General features: G+C 39.4%; 20 protein-coding genes. 16 read left to right on the top strand and 4 right to left on the bottom strand.

From position 1 onward, the window contains the following. The first annotated feature begins 102 nt into the window (after window positions 1-102). Together AOG27_RS15315 and AOG27_RS15310 are read left to right on the top strand one after the other, a co-directional pair. Window positions 103-1,797: an NAD-dependent malic enzyme gene (locus AOG27_RS15315; protein ID WP_054553942.1), complete on the top strand. Its 1,695-nt coding sequence runs from the start codon at window positions 103-105 to the stop codon at window positions 1,795-1,797. A gap of 133 nt (window positions 1,798-1,930) precedes the next feature. Beyond that, window positions 1,931-2,647 (top strand): SIMPL domain-containing protein, encoded by a 717-nt coding sequence (locus tag AOG27_RS15310; protein ID WP_054553878.1) that lies wholly within the window; start codon window positions 1,931-1,933, stop codon window positions 2,645-2,647. A gap of 6 nt (window positions 2,648-2,653) precedes the next feature. Here AOG27_RS15310 and AOG27_RS15305 read toward each other — a convergent pair whose 3' ends face one another. Further along, window positions 2,654-4,006 (bottom strand): DUF2254 domain-containing protein, encoded by a 1,353-nt coding sequence (locus tag AOG27_RS15305; RefSeq protein WP_054553877.1) that lies wholly within the window; start codon window positions 4,004-4,006, stop codon window positions 2,654-2,656. 119 nt (window positions 4,007-4,125) lie between these two features. Between AOG27_RS15305 and AOG27_RS15300 the strand changes: the two genes are divergently transcribed. The 5 genes from AOG27_RS15300 (at window position 4,126) to AOG27_RS15280 (ending at window position 7,222) form a co-directional block, all read left to right on the top strand. Continuing rightward, window positions 4,126-4,500 (top strand): MAPEG family protein, encoded by a 375-nt coding sequence (locus AOG27_RS15300; protein ID WP_054553876.1) that lies wholly within the window; start codon window positions 4,126-4,128, stop codon window positions 4,498-4,500. A gap of 1 nt (window position 4,501) precedes the next feature. After that, window positions 4,502-5,407: a substrate-binding periplasmic protein gene (locus AOG27_RS15295; protein ID WP_054553875.1), complete on the top strand. Its 906-nt coding sequence runs from the start codon at window positions 4,502-4,504 to the stop codon at window positions 5,405-5,407. Next, window positions 5,404-6,036, top strand: a complete 633-nt coding sequence (locus AOG27_RS15290; protein WP_054553874.1) for a sulfotransferase — start codon at window positions 5,404-5,406, stop codon at window positions 6,034-6,036. Before AOG27_RS15295 ends, AOG27_RS15290 begins: the two co-directional genes overlap by 4 nt. 45 nt (window positions 6,037-6,081) lie before the next feature. Continuing rightward, a complete protein-coding gene (locus AOG27_RS15285; RefSeq protein ID WP_054553873.1) occupies window positions 6,082-6,654 on the top strand; it encodes a tRNA-(ms[2]io[6]A)-hydroxylase in 573 nt (190 codons plus the stop codon). Between the two features lie 196 nt (window positions 6,655-6,850). Further along, entirely contained in the window at window positions 6,851-7,222 is a 372-nt protein-coding gene (locus tag AOG27_RS15280; RefSeq protein ID WP_054553872.1) for a hypothetical protein, read from the top strand. On the opposite strand, the gene AOG27_RS15275 is transcribed toward AOG27_RS15280, so the two are convergent. Then, the gene (locus AOG27_RS15275) at window positions 7,214-7,921 is read right to left on the bottom strand and encodes a metallophosphoesterase (protein WP_054553871.1); all 708 of its coding nucleotides are present in this window, start codon (window positions 7,919-7,921) and stop codon (window positions 7,214-7,216) included. The two genes, AOG27_RS15280 and AOG27_RS15275, sit on opposite strands and share 9 nt — an antisense overlap. 245 nt (window positions 7,922-8,166) lie before the next feature. Here AOG27_RS15275 and AOG27_RS15270 point away from each other — a divergent pair, with 245 nt between their 5' ends. Beyond that, the gene (locus tag AOG27_RS15270) at window positions 8,167-9,744 is read left to right on the top strand and encodes an ATP-binding cassette domain-containing protein (RefSeq protein WP_054553870.1); all 1,578 of its coding nucleotides are present in this window, start codon (window positions 8,167-8,169) and stop codon (window positions 9,742-9,744) included. 559 nt (window positions 9,745-10,303) lie between these two features. Here AOG27_RS15270 and AOG27_RS15260 read toward each other — a convergent pair. Beyond that, window positions 10,304-10,933, bottom strand: coding sequence for a hypothetical protein (locus AOG27_RS15260; RefSeq protein WP_054553868.1), 630 nt, complete (start codon window positions 10,931-10,933; stop codon window positions 10,304-10,306). Window positions 10,934-11,259: 326 nt separating this feature from the next. Then, on the bottom strand, window positions 11,260-11,652 hold the full coding sequence (locus tag AOG27_RS15255) for a hypothetical protein (RefSeq protein WP_235523706.1): 393 nt from the start codon (window positions 11,650-11,652) through the stop codon (window positions 11,260-11,262). Between the two features lie 135 nt (window positions 11,653-11,787). Between AOG27_RS15255 and AOG27_RS15250 the strand changes: the two genes are divergently transcribed. From AOG27_RS15250 to AOG27_RS15215, 8 genes are read left to right on the top strand one after another with little or no spacing between them, the layout of a single operon-like run. Next, entirely contained in the window at window positions 11,788-12,027 is a 240-nt protein-coding gene (locus AOG27_RS15250; protein WP_054553866.1) for a hypothetical protein, read from the top strand. After that, complete coding sequence (locus tag AOG27_RS15245) at window positions 12,024-12,260, top strand: hypothetical protein (RefSeq protein WP_054553865.1); 237 nt, start codon at window positions 12,024-12,026, stop codon at window positions 12,258-12,260. The genes AOG27_RS15250 and AOG27_RS15245 overlap by 4 nt, the downstream gene beginning before the upstream one ends. Further along, window positions 12,257-12,490, top strand: coding sequence for a hypothetical protein (locus AOG27_RS15240; RefSeq protein ID WP_054553864.1), 234 nt, complete (start codon window positions 12,257-12,259; stop codon window positions 12,488-12,490). Before AOG27_RS15245 ends, AOG27_RS15240 begins: the two co-directional genes overlap by 4 nt. After that, complete coding sequence (locus AOG27_RS15235) at window positions 12,480-14,606, top strand: hypothetical protein (protein WP_054553863.1); 2,127 nt, start codon at window positions 12,480-12,482, stop codon at window positions 14,604-14,606. The genes AOG27_RS15240 and AOG27_RS15235 overlap by 11 nt, the downstream gene beginning before the upstream one ends. Further along, window positions 14,599-14,787, top strand: coding sequence for a hypothetical protein (locus AOG27_RS15230; RefSeq protein ID WP_054553862.1), 189 nt, complete (start codon window positions 14,599-14,601; stop codon window positions 14,785-14,787). Before AOG27_RS15235 ends, AOG27_RS15230 begins: the two co-directional genes overlap by 8 nt. After that, window positions 14,777-15,274: a hypothetical protein gene (locus tag AOG27_RS15225; RefSeq protein ID WP_054553861.1), complete on the top strand. Its 498-nt coding sequence runs from the start codon at window positions 14,777-14,779 to the stop codon at window positions 15,272-15,274. The genes AOG27_RS15230 and AOG27_RS15225 overlap by 11 nt, the downstream gene beginning before the upstream one ends. Further along, entirely contained in the window at window positions 15,198-15,710 is a 513-nt protein-coding gene (locus AOG27_RS15220; protein WP_161804358.1) for a hypothetical protein, read from the top strand. Before AOG27_RS15225 ends, AOG27_RS15220 begins: the two co-directional genes overlap by 77 nt. Then, window positions 15,710-16,528: a hypothetical protein gene (locus AOG27_RS15215; protein WP_054553859.1), complete on the top strand. Its 819-nt coding sequence runs from the start codon at window positions 15,710-15,712 to the stop codon at window positions 16,526-16,528. The genes AOG27_RS15220 and AOG27_RS15215 overlap by 1 nt, the downstream gene beginning before the upstream one ends. Window positions 16,529-16,559 lie beyond the last annotated feature (31 nt).

The raw sequence follows: 16,559 nt of genomic DNA, 5'->3' as shown, positions 1-16,559 counted from the left end.
TTCATTTTCTTCAATGGTCTGACAAGGTGAATTGTCATTGCAATTTCGCCTTCAAGAGTAATAATGTCAGGTCATAATTATGACGCATCAAAGCTTGGAAATATGACTACAAATACCGATCCAAATTATCTTTATATTCCTTATTCAGGCCCAGGTCTGATTGAAACGCCACTATTAAATAAAGGCAGTGCTTTTTCACAAAAAGAAAGGGAAAATTTCAACTTAGCCGGATTACTGCCACCGCGTTATGAAACGATCGAAGAACAAGTTGAGCGTTGTTACCAGCAGTATTCAAGCTTTAGCGATAATTTAAATAAGCACATCTACCTACGTGCTATTCAAGATAACAACGAAACACTTTACTACCGTTTAGTGCGTGATCATCTTGAAGAAATGATGCCTATTATCTACACGCCAACGGTAGGTGACGCTTGTGAAAAGTTCTCAGACATTTACCGCAGTGCCCGTGGTCTATTTATTTCTTATGAAGATCGTTTCCAAATTGATGATATTTTACGTAATGCCACTAAAGGCAAAGTAAAAGTAATCGTTGTGACTGACGGCGAGCGTATTCTTGGTCTAGGTGACCAAGGTATTGGTGGTATGGGTATTCCAATTGGTAAGTTATCACTTTATACAGCGTGTGGTGGTATTAGCCCTGCATATACGTTACCAGTGATGCTTGATGTTGGTACGAATAACGAAAAACTACTTAACGACCCTATGTACATGGGTGCTCGCCATAAGCGTATTTCGCAAGAAGAATATGACGAATTCTTAGATCTATTTATCAAAGCCGTTAAACGTCGTTGGCCAAGTGTTTTACTTCAGTTTGAAGACTTTGCACAACCAAATGCCATGCCATTACTAAAACGCTACCGTGATGAAATCTGTAGCTTTAACGATGACATTCAAGGAACTGCTGCGGTTACTGTAGGTTCTTTACTTGCTGCATGTCGTGTTAAAGGCGCGAAACTTTCTGAGCAAAAAGTTGTGTTTGTTGGTGCAGGCTCTGCAGGCTGTGGTATTGCTGAGCAAATTATCAGTACTATGGTTGCTGAAGGCATTAGCGATGAGCAAGCGCGTTCGCAAATTTTCATGGTTGACCGCTTTGGTCTACTTACTGAAGGTATGGAAGGCTTACGTGATTTCCAACAAGCACTTTGCCAATCTAAAGATGGCTTAAGTGAGTGGACTTACAGCGGTGAGTACGCATCACTATTAGATGTAATGCACTGTGCGCAACCAGACATTCTAATTGGTGTATCTGGCCAACCTGGTTTATTCACTGAACAGGTTATTCGTGCAATGCACGCATCTTGCCCACAACCGATTATCTTCCCGCTAAGTAATCCGTCTAAGCAAGTTGAAGCACTTCCTTCTGATGTTATTGAATGGACAAACGGCCAAGCGATTGTTGCTTCTGGTAGTCCATTTGATCCGGTTGAGTATAACGGCCAAACATTCCCAATCCCACAATGTAACAACAGTTATATTTTCCCGGGTATTGGTTTAGGCGTTATCGCTGCTAAAGCAACGCGCATCACTGATGCAATGCTAATTGTATCAAGTGAAACACTGGCTGAGTCTTCACCACGTGCAAACACTGGTAAAGGCAGCTTATTACCTGCACTGACTGAAATCCAAGCGTTAAGTAAACGTATTGCATTTGCGGTTGCGAAAAAAGCGATGGAAGAAGGTGTGGCACTTGAGCTGAGCGATGAAGCGCTATGGGCAGCAATCGAGAAAAACTACTGGCTTCCAGAATATCGCAACTACAAGCGCCGTAGTATCTAAGCTATAACGCTTTTAGTGAATGAAAAAACAGGCTTTTTATGCCTGTTTTTTTATATCTGTAAAATGGCTTGTTCATATTCAATTAACCCTTTAAGGTGATAATGAACGGAGTTTTAAATTAAGGAACAGTATTATGCGTAAGTTAGTTTTTACCGCTATGGCGGCAGCACTTAGTTTTAATGTGTTAGCACAAGCAACACCTGATGCGCCACATATTTATATACAAGGTAATGCAACGGTTAAAGCGATCCCTGATAACGTTAAACTGACAGTAGGTATTGTTGAAGTAGATAAAGATTTAATTGCCGCGAAAAACAAAGCCGATGCAACCATGGCGAAAGCGATTAAGCTCGCTAAAAACCAAGGCGTAGAAGAAAAGGGCATTTATGCGTCTAATATCTCGATTAATCGCCAAACAGAATATAACCGTGAAACGGGTAAGCAAGAGTTTGTAGGTTATAGAGTAACGCGTAGCCTGTCTGTAACTTTAACTGATATAAAAAAATACCCAATTATGCTTCAGCAACTAGTGAATTCGGGCATTAATGAAATTAATCAAACGCAATTTGTATCAAGCAAGTACGAAGAGCTACAAAAGCAAGCGCAAAAGCTAGCCATTAAAGATGCCCGTGCTGCAGCGAAAGAATTTGCCAATGACTATGGGGTAGAGCTTAAAGGTCTTTATACAGCTTCAAGTAGCCCACTTGATACAGGTAGCCAACCTTATATGCGTGCCAGCAAAATGGTTATGGCAGAAGCTGCACCAGATAACTATGTACCTGATGCATACAATGGTGGTGAGCTTACGATTACCGCAAGCAGCTATGCGGTTTATTTAATCGAAAACTAAGTTAACTTATTGATTGCTGGCAAACCTTGCCAGCAATTTTTCACCTTGTTGCTCTGAAATACGAGCAATCGCTTTTAGCATATTAATGATCTGCTCACGGTCGTACTCATTACTAATATGCTTATCTATATCTTCAATAATTGCCCCTAAATAAACAAATAGGCTATCAGTTGCTTTATTGTTATCAGATGCTCTAAACAATATGTTTTTAAATGCCTCAAGCACGTTAACCATTACATAGGCGTCATTTTTTGCGTAGTTACGAATTGGTGTGAAGTTATCATGCAGCAGCTCATCGAATGAGGTTTCGTGAATAAACAGGTGTGGTTGATTGTTCTCACAACGTTTAAGCGAGTAGTTCACATCGTAAATATCTAAGCGCAATATCAGTAAAATACTCAACATATCTATGGCTTTTACCGCAGTACCGGGATCGTTAATACCCGGGCTCATAGCTTTAACAGCGATTTCTGAAATTTGTGTCATACCGTAGCGGTAATGGTCACTAATATATTCTTCGATATAAAAGATAAAGCAGTCTAGTAATTGTTCTACCAGTTCAGGTTTGTCAGATAAGTCCGTATCACACTTTAAAAACGGGTATCCCTTTACTGTAAAGAAGCCTTGTTTAACCGAAATATAAATTTTAATACCGTGCTGTTGGCATAACGCACACAACTTATCGCTATGTGCCCCTTTAAAGTAACCTTCTGTTTTACTTTTAACACTATGCCAGTCATTAAACTCAGGAAAATGCTCAACAGGATTTTGTTGTTGCATGTCAATTATGCATTTAAGCTCGCCTTTGGTATTTTTAAATAAGTCGTTTAGTACATTATCGACTTGAATTGCTTTTGAAATTGAGTGAATAAAAAACACAAAAAAACCAAGCGAAATTAAACCAAACACCAATGAAAAGAAGATACCAAGTGATGGAATACCCATATCTCCATCACCAATGGTACGTATGTTTATCAGCATTAATATGGTGTAGATAATACTACCAAGATAAAACCCCAGTACTAATTGGTGCGACTTACGGGTAATAAGGCCCGGCAACACACGCGGCGAAAGACTGGCGCTAGCACTATTAAGCACCACCATAACCATAGAAAAACTAAAAACCGTTAATGATATAATGCTGCCGGCAAGCGTGCTGAGGATGGTACGGGCATTCTCTTCGCTATCGACCAATAACACACCAATCAGCTTTTTAAATTCCATTGATAATGACGAGTACTCGACCGCAGTAGTAATTAATCCAAAAACTAAAAACACCACAGAGAGCATTGATGGGTAAAATCCGATACTACTGATCATTTCGCGGTAGTTATCGGCGATTTTTCTTGGCGTAAACATGCACTTCCTTAAGAACTGTTAGACATTAAATATCATACTGAGCTAACCTAACTACTTACTTAACAGCCTAGCAATAAATTATGCTAAGCGTCTAACTTTAAATAAAAATTGGAAAAACTGTGATTGTTTCAACGTTTGCTGCCATCTTGGCCATTTTATACATTCAACTTAGCTTTCGCGTGATCAAACTACGTAGAGCAAAACGCATTTCACTTGGTGACGGGGGAGACGAAAGCCTACAAGCAGCTATACGAACTCATGCAAATTTCATTGAATATGTGCCTTTTTCGTTGATCCTGCTATTTTTATTAGAGTACCAAGGCCTCCCAAGCCATTATTGCTATATTTTAGGTGCAATGCTGGTTGCTGGTCGTTTTTGTCATAGTTACGCACTTGCTGATAATCTGATGAAATTACGTGTATTAGGTATGATGCTTACTTTCATTACTATTTTGATTAGCGCTGTGATGTTATTAGTTACACAGGTTTTCTGATATGCTAAAAATTGTTTTTCCATGTTTGTTGTTCTTATTTTCAACTTGTTTATTTGCCAATGTAAAAACAATTAATGCCAAGAAAAATCGCGTAACACCACCAACCACTTTACATGTTGTTTATCCTAAAACAATGGATAGCTTAGACGAAGAAGTACTTTATCCTTTAATACTTCTTCGTACAGCTTTAAAAAGAAGTGGTTATAAGTTTACCTTATCACCCGCACCTGAATTATTAAGCCAAAATCGTGTTTTAAAAGAAATTGAAACGACTGGATCTATCAATGTTACTTGGAGCATGACAAACCAAGAGCGTGAAAACACTTTGCTCCCTCTACGAGTTCCTATATTTAAAGGCTTGTTTGGTTGGCGATTAATGTTTACTACAGAAGATAAGTTACCGAGGTTGAAACAGCTAAAATCTCTTGATGATTTAAAATCGATTAACTTAGTTCAGGGTGCAGATTGGCCAGATACACGAATTCTAACAAGTAACGGTTTAACAGTGGCAACGGCAATGGACTTTGAATCATTGTTTGTAATGTTAGATAGAGGAAGGGGGGATTTATTTCCTCGTTCAGTATTAGAGATCCAAGATGAACTTGCGTATTTTAAAGAAGGAATGCCGTTGGTCGTTCTGCCGCATCTAATGCTCAAATACAAAAGCCCAATCTATTTCTTTTTTAATAAACATAATACTAATATTGCTAAAGCCGTTTCTCAGGGGATTAAGGTTATGCAGCAAAGTGGTGAATTTGACGAGTTATTTTTTAAGTACAACGGAAACTTTATAAAAAACGCCCACCTACACGACAAAATTGTTATAGAATTGCACAATTATGATTTACCAAGGTTAACCCCAGTCAACGACAAATCGCTGTGGTTAGCATTTGATCAGGTGCCATGAGCTCTAAAATTTTTATAATCGGTTTACCACGAACCGGCACAACTAGTATCTGTAACAGCTTTTTACAACTCGGTTATAAAACCGCCCACACAGCCTATACCCAACAAGCTATTACAAGTGCAGATGTTATTGCTGATACTCCAGTTTTTAGTGAATACGCCTTGCTTGATGAGCACTTTGCAAATAGCCGTTTTATCAACCTCGAGCGCGATTTAACTAAATGGTTGCCATCTATAAGGCAGTTATTAGCACGCATGCACACTAATTTAATGCGCCCTGATGGTGGTTTTAATAGCCATTTAAAGCGCTGTTATTTTGATGTGTTTGGTCAGTATAGCTTGGCTGAGTTAGAATCTGATGAATACTTAACAGCGTGTTATCAGCGTCACCAACAGCAAGTGGCAGACTACTTTAAACGGCGTACAAACCAGTTATTAACGCTTAATGTAGCAGACTCAAACAGCCCGCAATTACTTCAGCAGTTTTTAAACACTCAGCAGCCAATTAGCTTTAAACAGCTGAATATGGGTGGCAAAGTCACAGCGTGGAATGACATAAAACACCCAGATAAAGTGTCATCGACCCGAAGTGGTAAAATTGATAAATCTCTTGGTTATAATCACACGTAAAATACGTTAAAATCGCCGCAATCATAAGTTTAGTTGTTCCTCATCATGTTTGAATTGAAATACCACACGCCATTTGAATGGACAGAAGGTGTCTTAGCTGACTTCGATACCTTTTTACAAGATCATGCTGCAGCAGAGAAAAAAGCTTCTGGTATGGCTATGTCTATGCTTTCTCATTACCCAGATCGTCGTAAGCTTGTTAGAGCCATGACAGACTTAGCACTGGAAGAAATGATCCACTTTAAACAAGTTTTAAAGCTATTAATGGAACGTGATGTATCACTTGGCAATGACCAAAAAGATCCTTACATTAAACAAATTCGTGCGGTATTTAGAAATGGTCGTGATGAATTCTTGATGGACCGTTTATTAGTAGCAGGCGTTATTGAAGCACGCGGACACGAGCGCTTTTCGCTTGTTGCAGAAGCTTTACCTGCAGGCAAAGAAAAAGAGTTTTATGTCGCGATTGCAAAATCAGAAGAAAAACATAAAAACTTATTCGTTGAACTTGCTTACGAGTATTTCGATAAGCAAGAGGTTGATACACGCCTTGAAGAAATCCTTATCGCAGAAGCCGAAATCTGTAAAAATATTCCATTTACAGCAGCGCTTCATTAATTTGATGCTTGTGTATTAGACCTTTTAGCCTAATACACAAGTTTATGTTTAAACCCCAAAGCAGTAAATTAGGGACTAAAAACAATAATTAAGTATCCTGCAAATAGTTACGCTAATTCTAATTGATTAAATAAACAGCATACATTCATCTTTCTCTCCTATAGTTAAATTAGTACCTAACTGAGAGGAATAGAGCATGAAATGGATGATGACTCTTACGACGTTGTCGTTAATAGGGATTGTATTCACCGGTAATTCTATTTATACCGAAGTGAAGCTTTTTCGTTCAAACGATAAGCCAACCGAAATAACTGCTAGTATGTATCGCTCGCTTATTTGGCATAGTGATATTTATAAAGACGATGAATTTCTAAATACCGCACAAAGCTACTTTAGCGATGGTAAAATTGATACGCGTGAATACAGTAAACTAACTAGCCTGGCAAGCAAAACTGCTGGCCCAATCATCTACCTTCAAGAAACAGATGAGCAGTTGTGGCATGCAAGGCTAACCTACAAAAAATACCTTGAAGAGCAAACGGTCGAACGACTGGCAAGTTTACATTGAGGAAAACTGCTTTTTCAGCGTGCTAAGCTCAACAATGGTGGGCTTACCGCTGAGGTAATTAGTATCAAGGTGGTAACTATTGCCAAGCCAATAGGGCTTTTGGGTCGTGTTATGGCCATGCACAGAAAAATCGATACTTGGATTTATTAGCGCTTTTTTCTCTTTGGTTAAGCTTCTATCCCAAAGCAAAGCGCCAATCGCTTGTTGTATATCTTGAGTAGGATTTTGCCAATCCCAATCCGCATGTGTTGTATGTGATAAACCAACTTTAATTTTGCCGTATTCAACATAGTAAGAAAGCGGGCAGTTAAGTAGCTGCTTACAGACAAATGCGAGCTCTTCATCAGTTGCATCTAAATGCCAACGGCCGCCATTCTCAACCCATAATCGGTAGTAACTTTTATCGCCTGCAAGTAAAGACTCAAGCAACATATGCTCGTGGTTACCAAGGCACATGTTCACACCAAGCTCTTTAAAACGAGAAAGTAACGCAATGCTGTGCTCCCCCCGGTCAATCACATCACCCAGTGAAAACAAAATATCTTCGCTTGGATTAAAATTAACAGAGCAAAGCGCCTGTTCAAATTTAGTTAAATCTGCATCTAAATCGCCAATAACAAATACACGTTTACTTTCATTAATTTGCATCTTAACTTGAATTGGGTTTTGCGAGGCAAGAGGGCTTTTAACTAAATTCAAAATACATTCCTTTAAGCAGCTAATAATTTAAGACTATCATATCTTGTTGCTATTTGAGCACTGGGTGGTTATTATCTAGCCTCACTTTTTAGGAGTTACCGCCAACATGAACAACTAAACCTGTTATCCAATTTCATTTTTATCTTTTTGGACCAACAGGGTTAGTAGGCGTTGCTCACTATCACTTTTATACTATTACTTTTCGTGTGATCAAGCGCTTATGCCCCTGTAATACAGGAGGCACTATGCCACAACTTCAAGCTTTTAATTTATGTTACCAACATGGCAATGGCGATGTTGTATTTAACGACCTTTCATTTTCACTCACAGCAAAAGTCACCGCGTTAGTCGGCAGGAACGGTTGTGGTAAATCTATATTAGCGTCAATACTTGCTAAGCAAAAAGAGCCTAGCTCTGGTACGGTTGTATGTAATTCAACCCTCGGTTTATACCGACAAATGAACGATATAAATCAGGTTGAAAACCAAACTATTGCAGAGGCTATTGAGCTAGAGCCTGTGTTTAATGCCCTTGATGCTATAAACCAAGGGCATGTTACAGAGCAAAACTTAATGTTAGTTGAGGGTAATTGGGACTTAGCAGAGCGCTTTAATGCAGAACTTGTAAGGCTTGGCGTAAACAACAAAACCCCTTACTCCTTAAGCAAACATTTGAGTGGCGGTCAGCTTAGTAAATTAAAGCTTTGGGCACTATTTACCTGCATAAAGCCCGACATTTTAATACTGGATGAGCCATCAAACCACCTAGATGCAAAAGGCAAAAGCTGGCTTATAAAGCAAATACACAACTTTAAAGGGCAATTATTACTAATAAGTCACGACCAAGAATTATTAGAACAAGCCCATGAAGTTTGGGAGCTAACAACCCTTGGTTTAACACGATATGGTATGCGTTTTTCTGAGTACCAAGCACAAAAACAGCAGCAAGTTGCTGCCCTTGAAAATAAATTAAATCACGTTGTTAAGCAGCAAACAAATCTCAAAAAAACAGAGCAATTAGAAAAGCAAAAAGCACAAAAGCGAGCAAGTCATGGCGCAGCCCTAAGAAAATTAGGCAGCCAGCCTAAAGTGCTGATGGATGCTAAAAAAGATAAAGCCAGCGCTAATTTATCATCACAAAGTAAAAAAACGGCTAAACGAGAGGGTATGCTGACGAGTAATAAACATGAGCTTTCTAGCCAGCTTGAACAAACTAAAGCGCAGCAATTTTATTTGGCGCAATCAGATGAAGCTAAGCACCAAAAAACACTTAGCCTGGAGAACGTTGTATTAGCACACGGAACACAAAAGCCGATTAATTTTCAGGTGTTCAGTGATGATAAAATTCATTTAGCGGGTGCTAATGGCACTGGTAAATCAACCTTACTTAAAACTCTGACATACGACATACCAGTAAAAGCAGGGCAGTTACATTGCAATCAAGCACTTTATTATTTAGACCAACATTTTACATTAATAAACAACGAGCTAACCCTGCTTGAAAACGTGATGACTTACTGTAAAAGCCTAGATGAGAGCACCGCACGTACTCTACTTGCTAGTATCGGCTTTAGAAAAGACGCTGTTTTTAAACATGCCGCACTTTTAAGTGGCGGTGAAAAAATGAAGCTCGCCATGTGTATCGTCAGTAATATTGAAAGTACTGCATTCTTGTTACTCGATGAGCCCGATAATCATCTCGACCTTGAATCAAAACAGCTCTTGGCTCAGTCATTACAGGGCTTTAAAGGCGGGTTTATACTCGTAAGCCATGATAAATACTTTGTAGAAAGTGTCGGCTGTAATAGGCAAATTGGTTTATAAAATAGTCATTTATAAATAAGCGTGCTAGGGTGGTTGTAGGTAAATTACATTTGATGATATTGAATCTACCCATGGCTTACAAATTACCAAGAAGTCGCCGTTTCGTCATCCACCTCAACACTCGATTTTATCATCATCCCAGTTTGGGCCACTCTCTACGGCGTGGGTTTTGTGGTATAGCATGAAATTGGGTTAGGTGTTGCTAGGGCGTTTAATTGGGGGAGGTGAAATCGTAGGCTGGCTTAAAGATAGCGGGGCGGCTTTAGGTTTGAATCTATTCCATTAAATTAACTAATTATAACTACTAATGATTTGAAACTTAGTTCAAACATTTAAAGTAATATGCTCTTTTCTCTCATCAAAGTGCTTGTCTGTAAATTCACTAAATTTTTTATTTAACTCGTTTGTAAGTTGAATGCTGTTAGTAGCACCATGAAAATTTACCAACATTAAGATTAAATCGTGACAATTTTGAATATGTATAAAGATTTCACGTTCTTGTGAGATTTTTGTCGAAACAATCAAACAGGGATTTCTAATGTACAAAGGAACTCTTTTTTTAAAAAAATAGTTTAAGGCCTTCGGTTGGTTCACTGTATTCATTCATTTCGGTGAAGACTCCATTTAAACCAACGTTCTTTTCATGCTTTATGAAGTTATAAAAGTTACTAACGTAACTCTTAAAAGCTTCGTCAATTATTGAAATATCAACTTCGTTCACATTCTTGTTTATTGAAGAATGAGGAAACATCTTTTTGTACAAAACTTCAGGTTTAACAGTAATTTCTCTTGATGCAAATCGAGCATTAATTGCTTCACAATGCTCGATGAAATATTTGTAGTGGTTATAAAAATTATTTGCCATATTATTTTGTTCAACTAACCGGTTGCTCTTGGCTTTTTGCTTCGATGAATGAAATCTATTGATCATAACAGCTAAGGTAACTGGTATTGTAAGAAGAGTAATTGGGAATGCGTAATAATTAATAAAAGAAGCAAGTGACTCTGATGATACGTGAGGATTGTAAAGGCCATCTAAAATGAGGTCTTGAGTTAAAGAAAAAAACAACCAAAAAATAAAACCAAATGGAACTAGTACAACAATCCAGAAAATTCGGATTTCATGAAGGGCAATATCTTCATCAATACGAATAGAATCTAATATCCAATCCCAAAACTTTTTTAACATACGAGCTTTAAATCCTTTAAAGTATTATTACTCCTTACTATATTCAAAAATATACAAACAACCAAGGTGCGGTAGTGAAATTAAAATGTTTAGATTGCCACGTTTAGAAATGACCATTTCATAAAAAGCTATAAAACCGTGAAAACCCATATTAAACAAAAAGGGGCTAAAAAACCTTAAAATCTAACGACTAATGAACCTGCTTATAAAGATAAATATACTATTTAACATAATATAAATCGTAAGTGTAGCTGTCACTTACAGCCCGCGAGGGACGGGCATTTTTGACAAATTGACACGACAAAAGATCGGAGTCGGTTTTAAGACTATGCAACGCTTTTACGCCAAATTTCTGCATCTGATTCATTACCCTTTCTTTCCGCCTTGTAAGCCTCTAAAAGAGCCATAGTTTCAAGGGGTTGGGGATGCTCGCCAACTAAAAGTAACTTTAATGCAGTAAGGTCTGAAAACTCAGCGTTCTTCGTTCTTACAGTGCTTAAGGTCTGTTTTGGAATACCTGTTAATTTGCTGACCATGTAGTCAGAGTCAATATCTGCAACGCTTTTAAACCAATCTAGTAGTTCTAACGAAGAGGTTATTTTCATATCTTTTAGTGTCCGTCTTGGCGTGTCGGTTATTTGATTATAGACATAGTCAATGGCTATTGCATCAGTCCGACGCCATTGACGTAGTACGATGTTAGTGACTAATATCTCCACCGAAGCAGTCGCCCGACTGTGGAAGGTGTTTGTACATTGGCGTGTATCAGGCGGCTACCGGTTAAAGGTAGTCGCCCATCACTTAGCCAAAGATGAACAGAACCGAAAAGTTAAACCACACGCCAAGGTGAGATTATGTGTCAATTAAAAGCTGGTACTCATTTCAAACACAAACGAAAGAAAGTTGAAGAATTAAAAGAGCTATTTGTACTTATCCGTATTTTTAGCAACGCCCCTGTTAGTGTAAAAAATAAAACTTATATGGCTGTTCTTATGTCAGTTCGCCTTGGTATGGCGGTTCAAGCACAATCTGGAAATTTAGCGGCTGCAAGCTTAATTCAGCAACGCGCTATAAAAGCAGGGGTTTTAGCATGAGCCAATACCGTACAGAAATTCACGAATTAAAAACCGACTTGGATCACTGGGATTATGCCAGGGGAAAAGCATCACAATTAAAGCTCGAATTTAAAAGCAAACTGGCAGCTATGCGCCGTGAAAAAGAAATTCAAATTCAAGCTGAGCGTGAAAGAAATTACAAAGATGGTTCATGTATTCGCTACGACGCGCTTAGGTCAGCGGCTTATGCTGCAAAGGCTGGTGTACTATGAAAACTTTGCAATCTATCGTTAGTGAACGTATCGACGGTTATTACAATTCACTTAAAACTATTGCTGAATCTGGTAGCTGCATTACTCAAACTGAGAGTGATTTTTTAAAAAACGATATTGATTACCTAGAAGCAATAGACTTTTACAACGATGCAAATAATTTACGTGCTTTATTAGCATCAGTAAAAGTAAGAGACGAAATTTATAAGGGGATTTGTAATGTCAATTAATATCCCCGAACACATTATTAATGATTCTATTCAAAGCGCCAAAGACGGCGCTTTTTTTCGTGATTCAATTCGCCCAGCTACAGAACAAGAAATCGAAGAATCTTTTATTTGGTTGGATTATTTAGAGTCAGGAAGAAAAACAAACCAGACTACTCAAATCGAACAAAAAGATCTTTGGGACGATAAATTAGGTTACCGCGTAGCGGCTGCGCAAGCAGGAAAAGCTAGGCTTGTCAAAAGGCGCAAAAGTCAGACACAGCAAAAAAGAGACGAAAATCCACGTTCTAAACAGTCTCTTTTAGCTGCTAAGGCTTCAAGCCTTGATAGTTTATACAGTCATGCCCTTAAAAACTTAACGCCTGAACAGCGTTCAGAGCGTCTTGGCATCAATCACGATGAAATTCTTTGTCTTGAAACAGGTGAAATTAAACCGAAACAGGTAGCAGAAATCGACAAAGGCAACTTTGCCAGCACTGTTACACAGGCTGATGAAACAGCCCGCGCCCATTTCCAGAGTCGCAATTGGTGTGATGGTTTTCGCATTGTTTGCACTCAAAATACCCGCGCAAGTGATGCGCCGGACGCGAATACAGGTGACCGGATTACACAAACAGTCAGTAGTCGCGCTCGCGGAAAAATCATAGACAGCGGTTTATACATGCAAGCCGTTAAAGGCGGGTTTAATGCGTTTTTAACTGTGACGCTAGATGAAAAAGCCCGTAAAAAATTAAATGAAAAACACTTAAAAAAAGCGAGCGGCGGCAAAGCTGGCGACATCATCAAACCATGGTATGACGCAAGCGGCGAAAAGCTTGTTTTTGAAATGGCAGATAACAACCCAATTGTAGCAAGTGGGCGTTTTTCCTTGCTTAAGTATGACTTTGCAACCATCGGCGAGCAACTAAGCCCATTTTTCGACAAGCTTGGAAAAATGCACAAGCGCGGTTTTATCGCAACGGGGAATATCTCAAAAACACCTAAATGCAAAAAATACCCATGGGGCAAAGTTGAATGTATAGGGCGAAATGACCGTTTATATCCATGGGGTAAGGTGCAAAGCGTTGGCGCAAGCGGTCGTGTTGAATCTGACTTAATGCACGACAACGAAAGGCTTTACTCATGGGGTATTGTTGAATGTATAGAGCAATGCGAAAAACGCGCAATCACAAATGAGCGAATGGAAGTAACCGCAATCGAATGTGAGCAATCAGCCACAAAAAAACCTGTATTTGATTATCTTTGGGTAGCCGAAGCGCCTGCAAAAAAACATGGCTCTAAAACATATGAATGGAACGGTGAAAAGCATGTAATTGAATGTGTTGGTGAACAAAACTATCACGCTCATGTACTTATGCGTTGGAATGTAGAGCCTGTTTATTTTCACGAGTGGGCAGCGAATATTGAGCGCCACTGGGGGCAAGGCTTTGTGACGATTGAGCGTATTAAAAACGCCAAGGCAGCAGCCACCTATTTATTAAAAGCGCTTGGTTATATGACCAAAGGCACAGAAGGCTCGCAAGGCGAAATTCGCGGTAATCGTTACAATATTTCGAAGTATGCCCGCGCTGAAGCGTGGGAAAACTGCGCTACTCATGAAGCACAACACATGTACGGCCTAATACAAGAATACATGCAAGGGTTAGAAGAAAAAGCCCGCCGTAGAGCATCAAAACAATACGAATTAAAAGCAACGATTGGCTTTATCGAAAAGCAAAAAAACATCAACAAACAAACGTTTAGCGAAAAACGATTACATCTAATTGAAAAGCTTGAACAAAAGCTCGAAACCATTAGCGAAAAAGTCACCGAAATTTCAAACGAAATTAACGGCAATTTCGCTCGCGGTGGTGTCGCTAAGTTCGCAGACAAAACAGCATTTTTAGGCTTTATGGATTGGGCTATTGGGGTTCGTGGTTGGCAGTTGAAAACCGCTTTCACAAAGTTAACTAACCCAGATATAGACAAAGAGATAGAAGCGGAAAAACAGGAGGAAAACATCGTTAATAAATTACTCAGAAAAACACGCCAATGTTACGACGATTCAATATCAGCGCTTTGTGATTTTTATTCACGCTATGAGCGCGTTGACGACTACGGAATAAGTTTTAATGAGTAAGCAATTAGATAAGGCCAAGGCCAAAATTGAGCAAGCAAAATCAATGAACGCTTTGCAGGCGGGCAAAAAAGCCAAGTTAGCGGAGCAAGTAATTGATGATGTGATGGTTTGGGCGTATGACTTAGAACTGCGCGTTTCTAACATTGAGACTCAATTAAATGGTGGTGACTATGGCGACTAAGGGGAAATCAGCTAACCCCGATTTAGGCGCTATCAGATGTGAAGCTTGTGACGGTTTCGCAGCAATTCGCCGTCAAAAAACGGGGCAACAATACCTGTATTTGCATTGCCCGAACTGCGGAATGGATAAGCGAAGCGGGGCAAAACTGCAAGCGAAATGGGAAAAAGCGATTAGCGAACCAAACGCGAATTTATCCGCTATTGATAGCGAACTTTCGCCCACTGTAGCAAATGTAAATCAACCACCGAAAATGCAGCACGAATTAAAGCCTGATGAATGGCATCCAGAGCACGTAATTCAAGCTGTTCAGAGTAATAACAATGATATTAAAGAGACCGAAACAAATGACGAATCAAGCAGAACTAAACACGAAACCAACCGTTCTATCACAAGCAATGGCGAACCTTCAAATGGGTTCAAATACTTCATCGCAGGCACAATCACAGGCCTTTTCGCCATCGCAGGAATCAGAGCAAGCACAAGCTGAAACTAACGCTGATGCGGCTGAAACTTTTCACTATTCAGAGTTAGATGCGTTTATGGCTCAATCGAATGAACCTGAAAGCAGAAGCGATGAAGAACCAGACAATGAAGATGTAACAGTCGCGGAAGAAATGACAGATGAAGATGCGCAGTTCACAGCGGGTTTTTTAGTTGATAGCGCTGCAAGCTTTACTGAATCATTGTTTAGTGTTCCTGTCACTATCGACAACGACACGCGCCAAGTTATTGCGCAAAAAACAGTACCCGTTGTGATCAAGTATGCAAAAGATGCGAAGCTCCCGCCGTGGGTTGTTAAGTACCGTGAAGAACTTGAATTAATTGGTGTTGTTGCAATGGCTGGTTTGTCTATCTACAAACAAATTAAACTTGCCAAAGCAAGCGAACAGCAAGAAGAACCAGAGCAAAAACAGGCGGCATAATGGCAGTAAATTTTAACAACGCGGCAGAAGCAAAGCACGTTTGTTATTTGGCTGGCACTGGCGGTGGTAAAACTACCGCCGTTAAGCTGTTAAACCTCGTTGGTGACCAAGTAGCAATATTTGATTTGTACGGCGATTATCAATTTGATGGACGTAAAAAATCCCCTTTTAATGGGTTAGGTGGTCGTACTGTTTACCACTTCAATAAACGTTCGGACTTTGCCAGAGCTTTTACCCAAGCGTGGAGTAGCGGCAAAAAATTTGTACTGGCCTATCAGCCAACGTTCAGCCCAATCCTTAAAGGCTCACAACTTAAAGATGCACGGGTAGCAGAATTGCACTGGTTCGGGCAATTAATGTGGACTGCGGCTGATGGTAATAGAGAGTTACACGTAATCATTGAAGAGCTGGCAAAACTGGCGAGCACAGCGGGTAAAGACGAAACCATAATTGGCGAACTGGCTACAGGTGGTCGTAAATTTGGTTTGGTGCTTCACACCATTTTTCAGCGTTCGCAGGAAGTACCAAAAACCATTTGGAACAACTCACCGCGCAAAGTCTTAGGCGCTCAAGAATCAACGCATGATGCAAAATTGATAGCGAATGAACTAGATGCTGAATTATCTGACGTTAAGCGATTGAGTCAGTTAAACGAACGGTTCAAAAAACAACGCCTCTACTACCTGTTTAAATCTGGAGGTGGTATCGGAAATATTGCCCCATATTACATTTGCACTGATAATAAGAACAAATACTTCGGTCATAAGTATGAAATAACTTTCGATGAACTAAGAAAAATAGAGGTTAATACTCTATAGTACTCATATACGTTTTATAAAGGAGATAGTT

It is taken from the genome of Pseudoalteromonas lipolytica, from assembly GCF_001306915.1.
Classification (GTDB): domain Bacteria; phylum Pseudomonadota; class Gammaproteobacteria; order Enterobacterales; family Alteromonadaceae; genus Pseudoalteromonas; species Pseudoalteromonas simplex.
The sequence above is the reverse complement of the archived record's forward strand: the minus strand, read 5'-3'. Positions and strand labels throughout refer to the sequence as shown.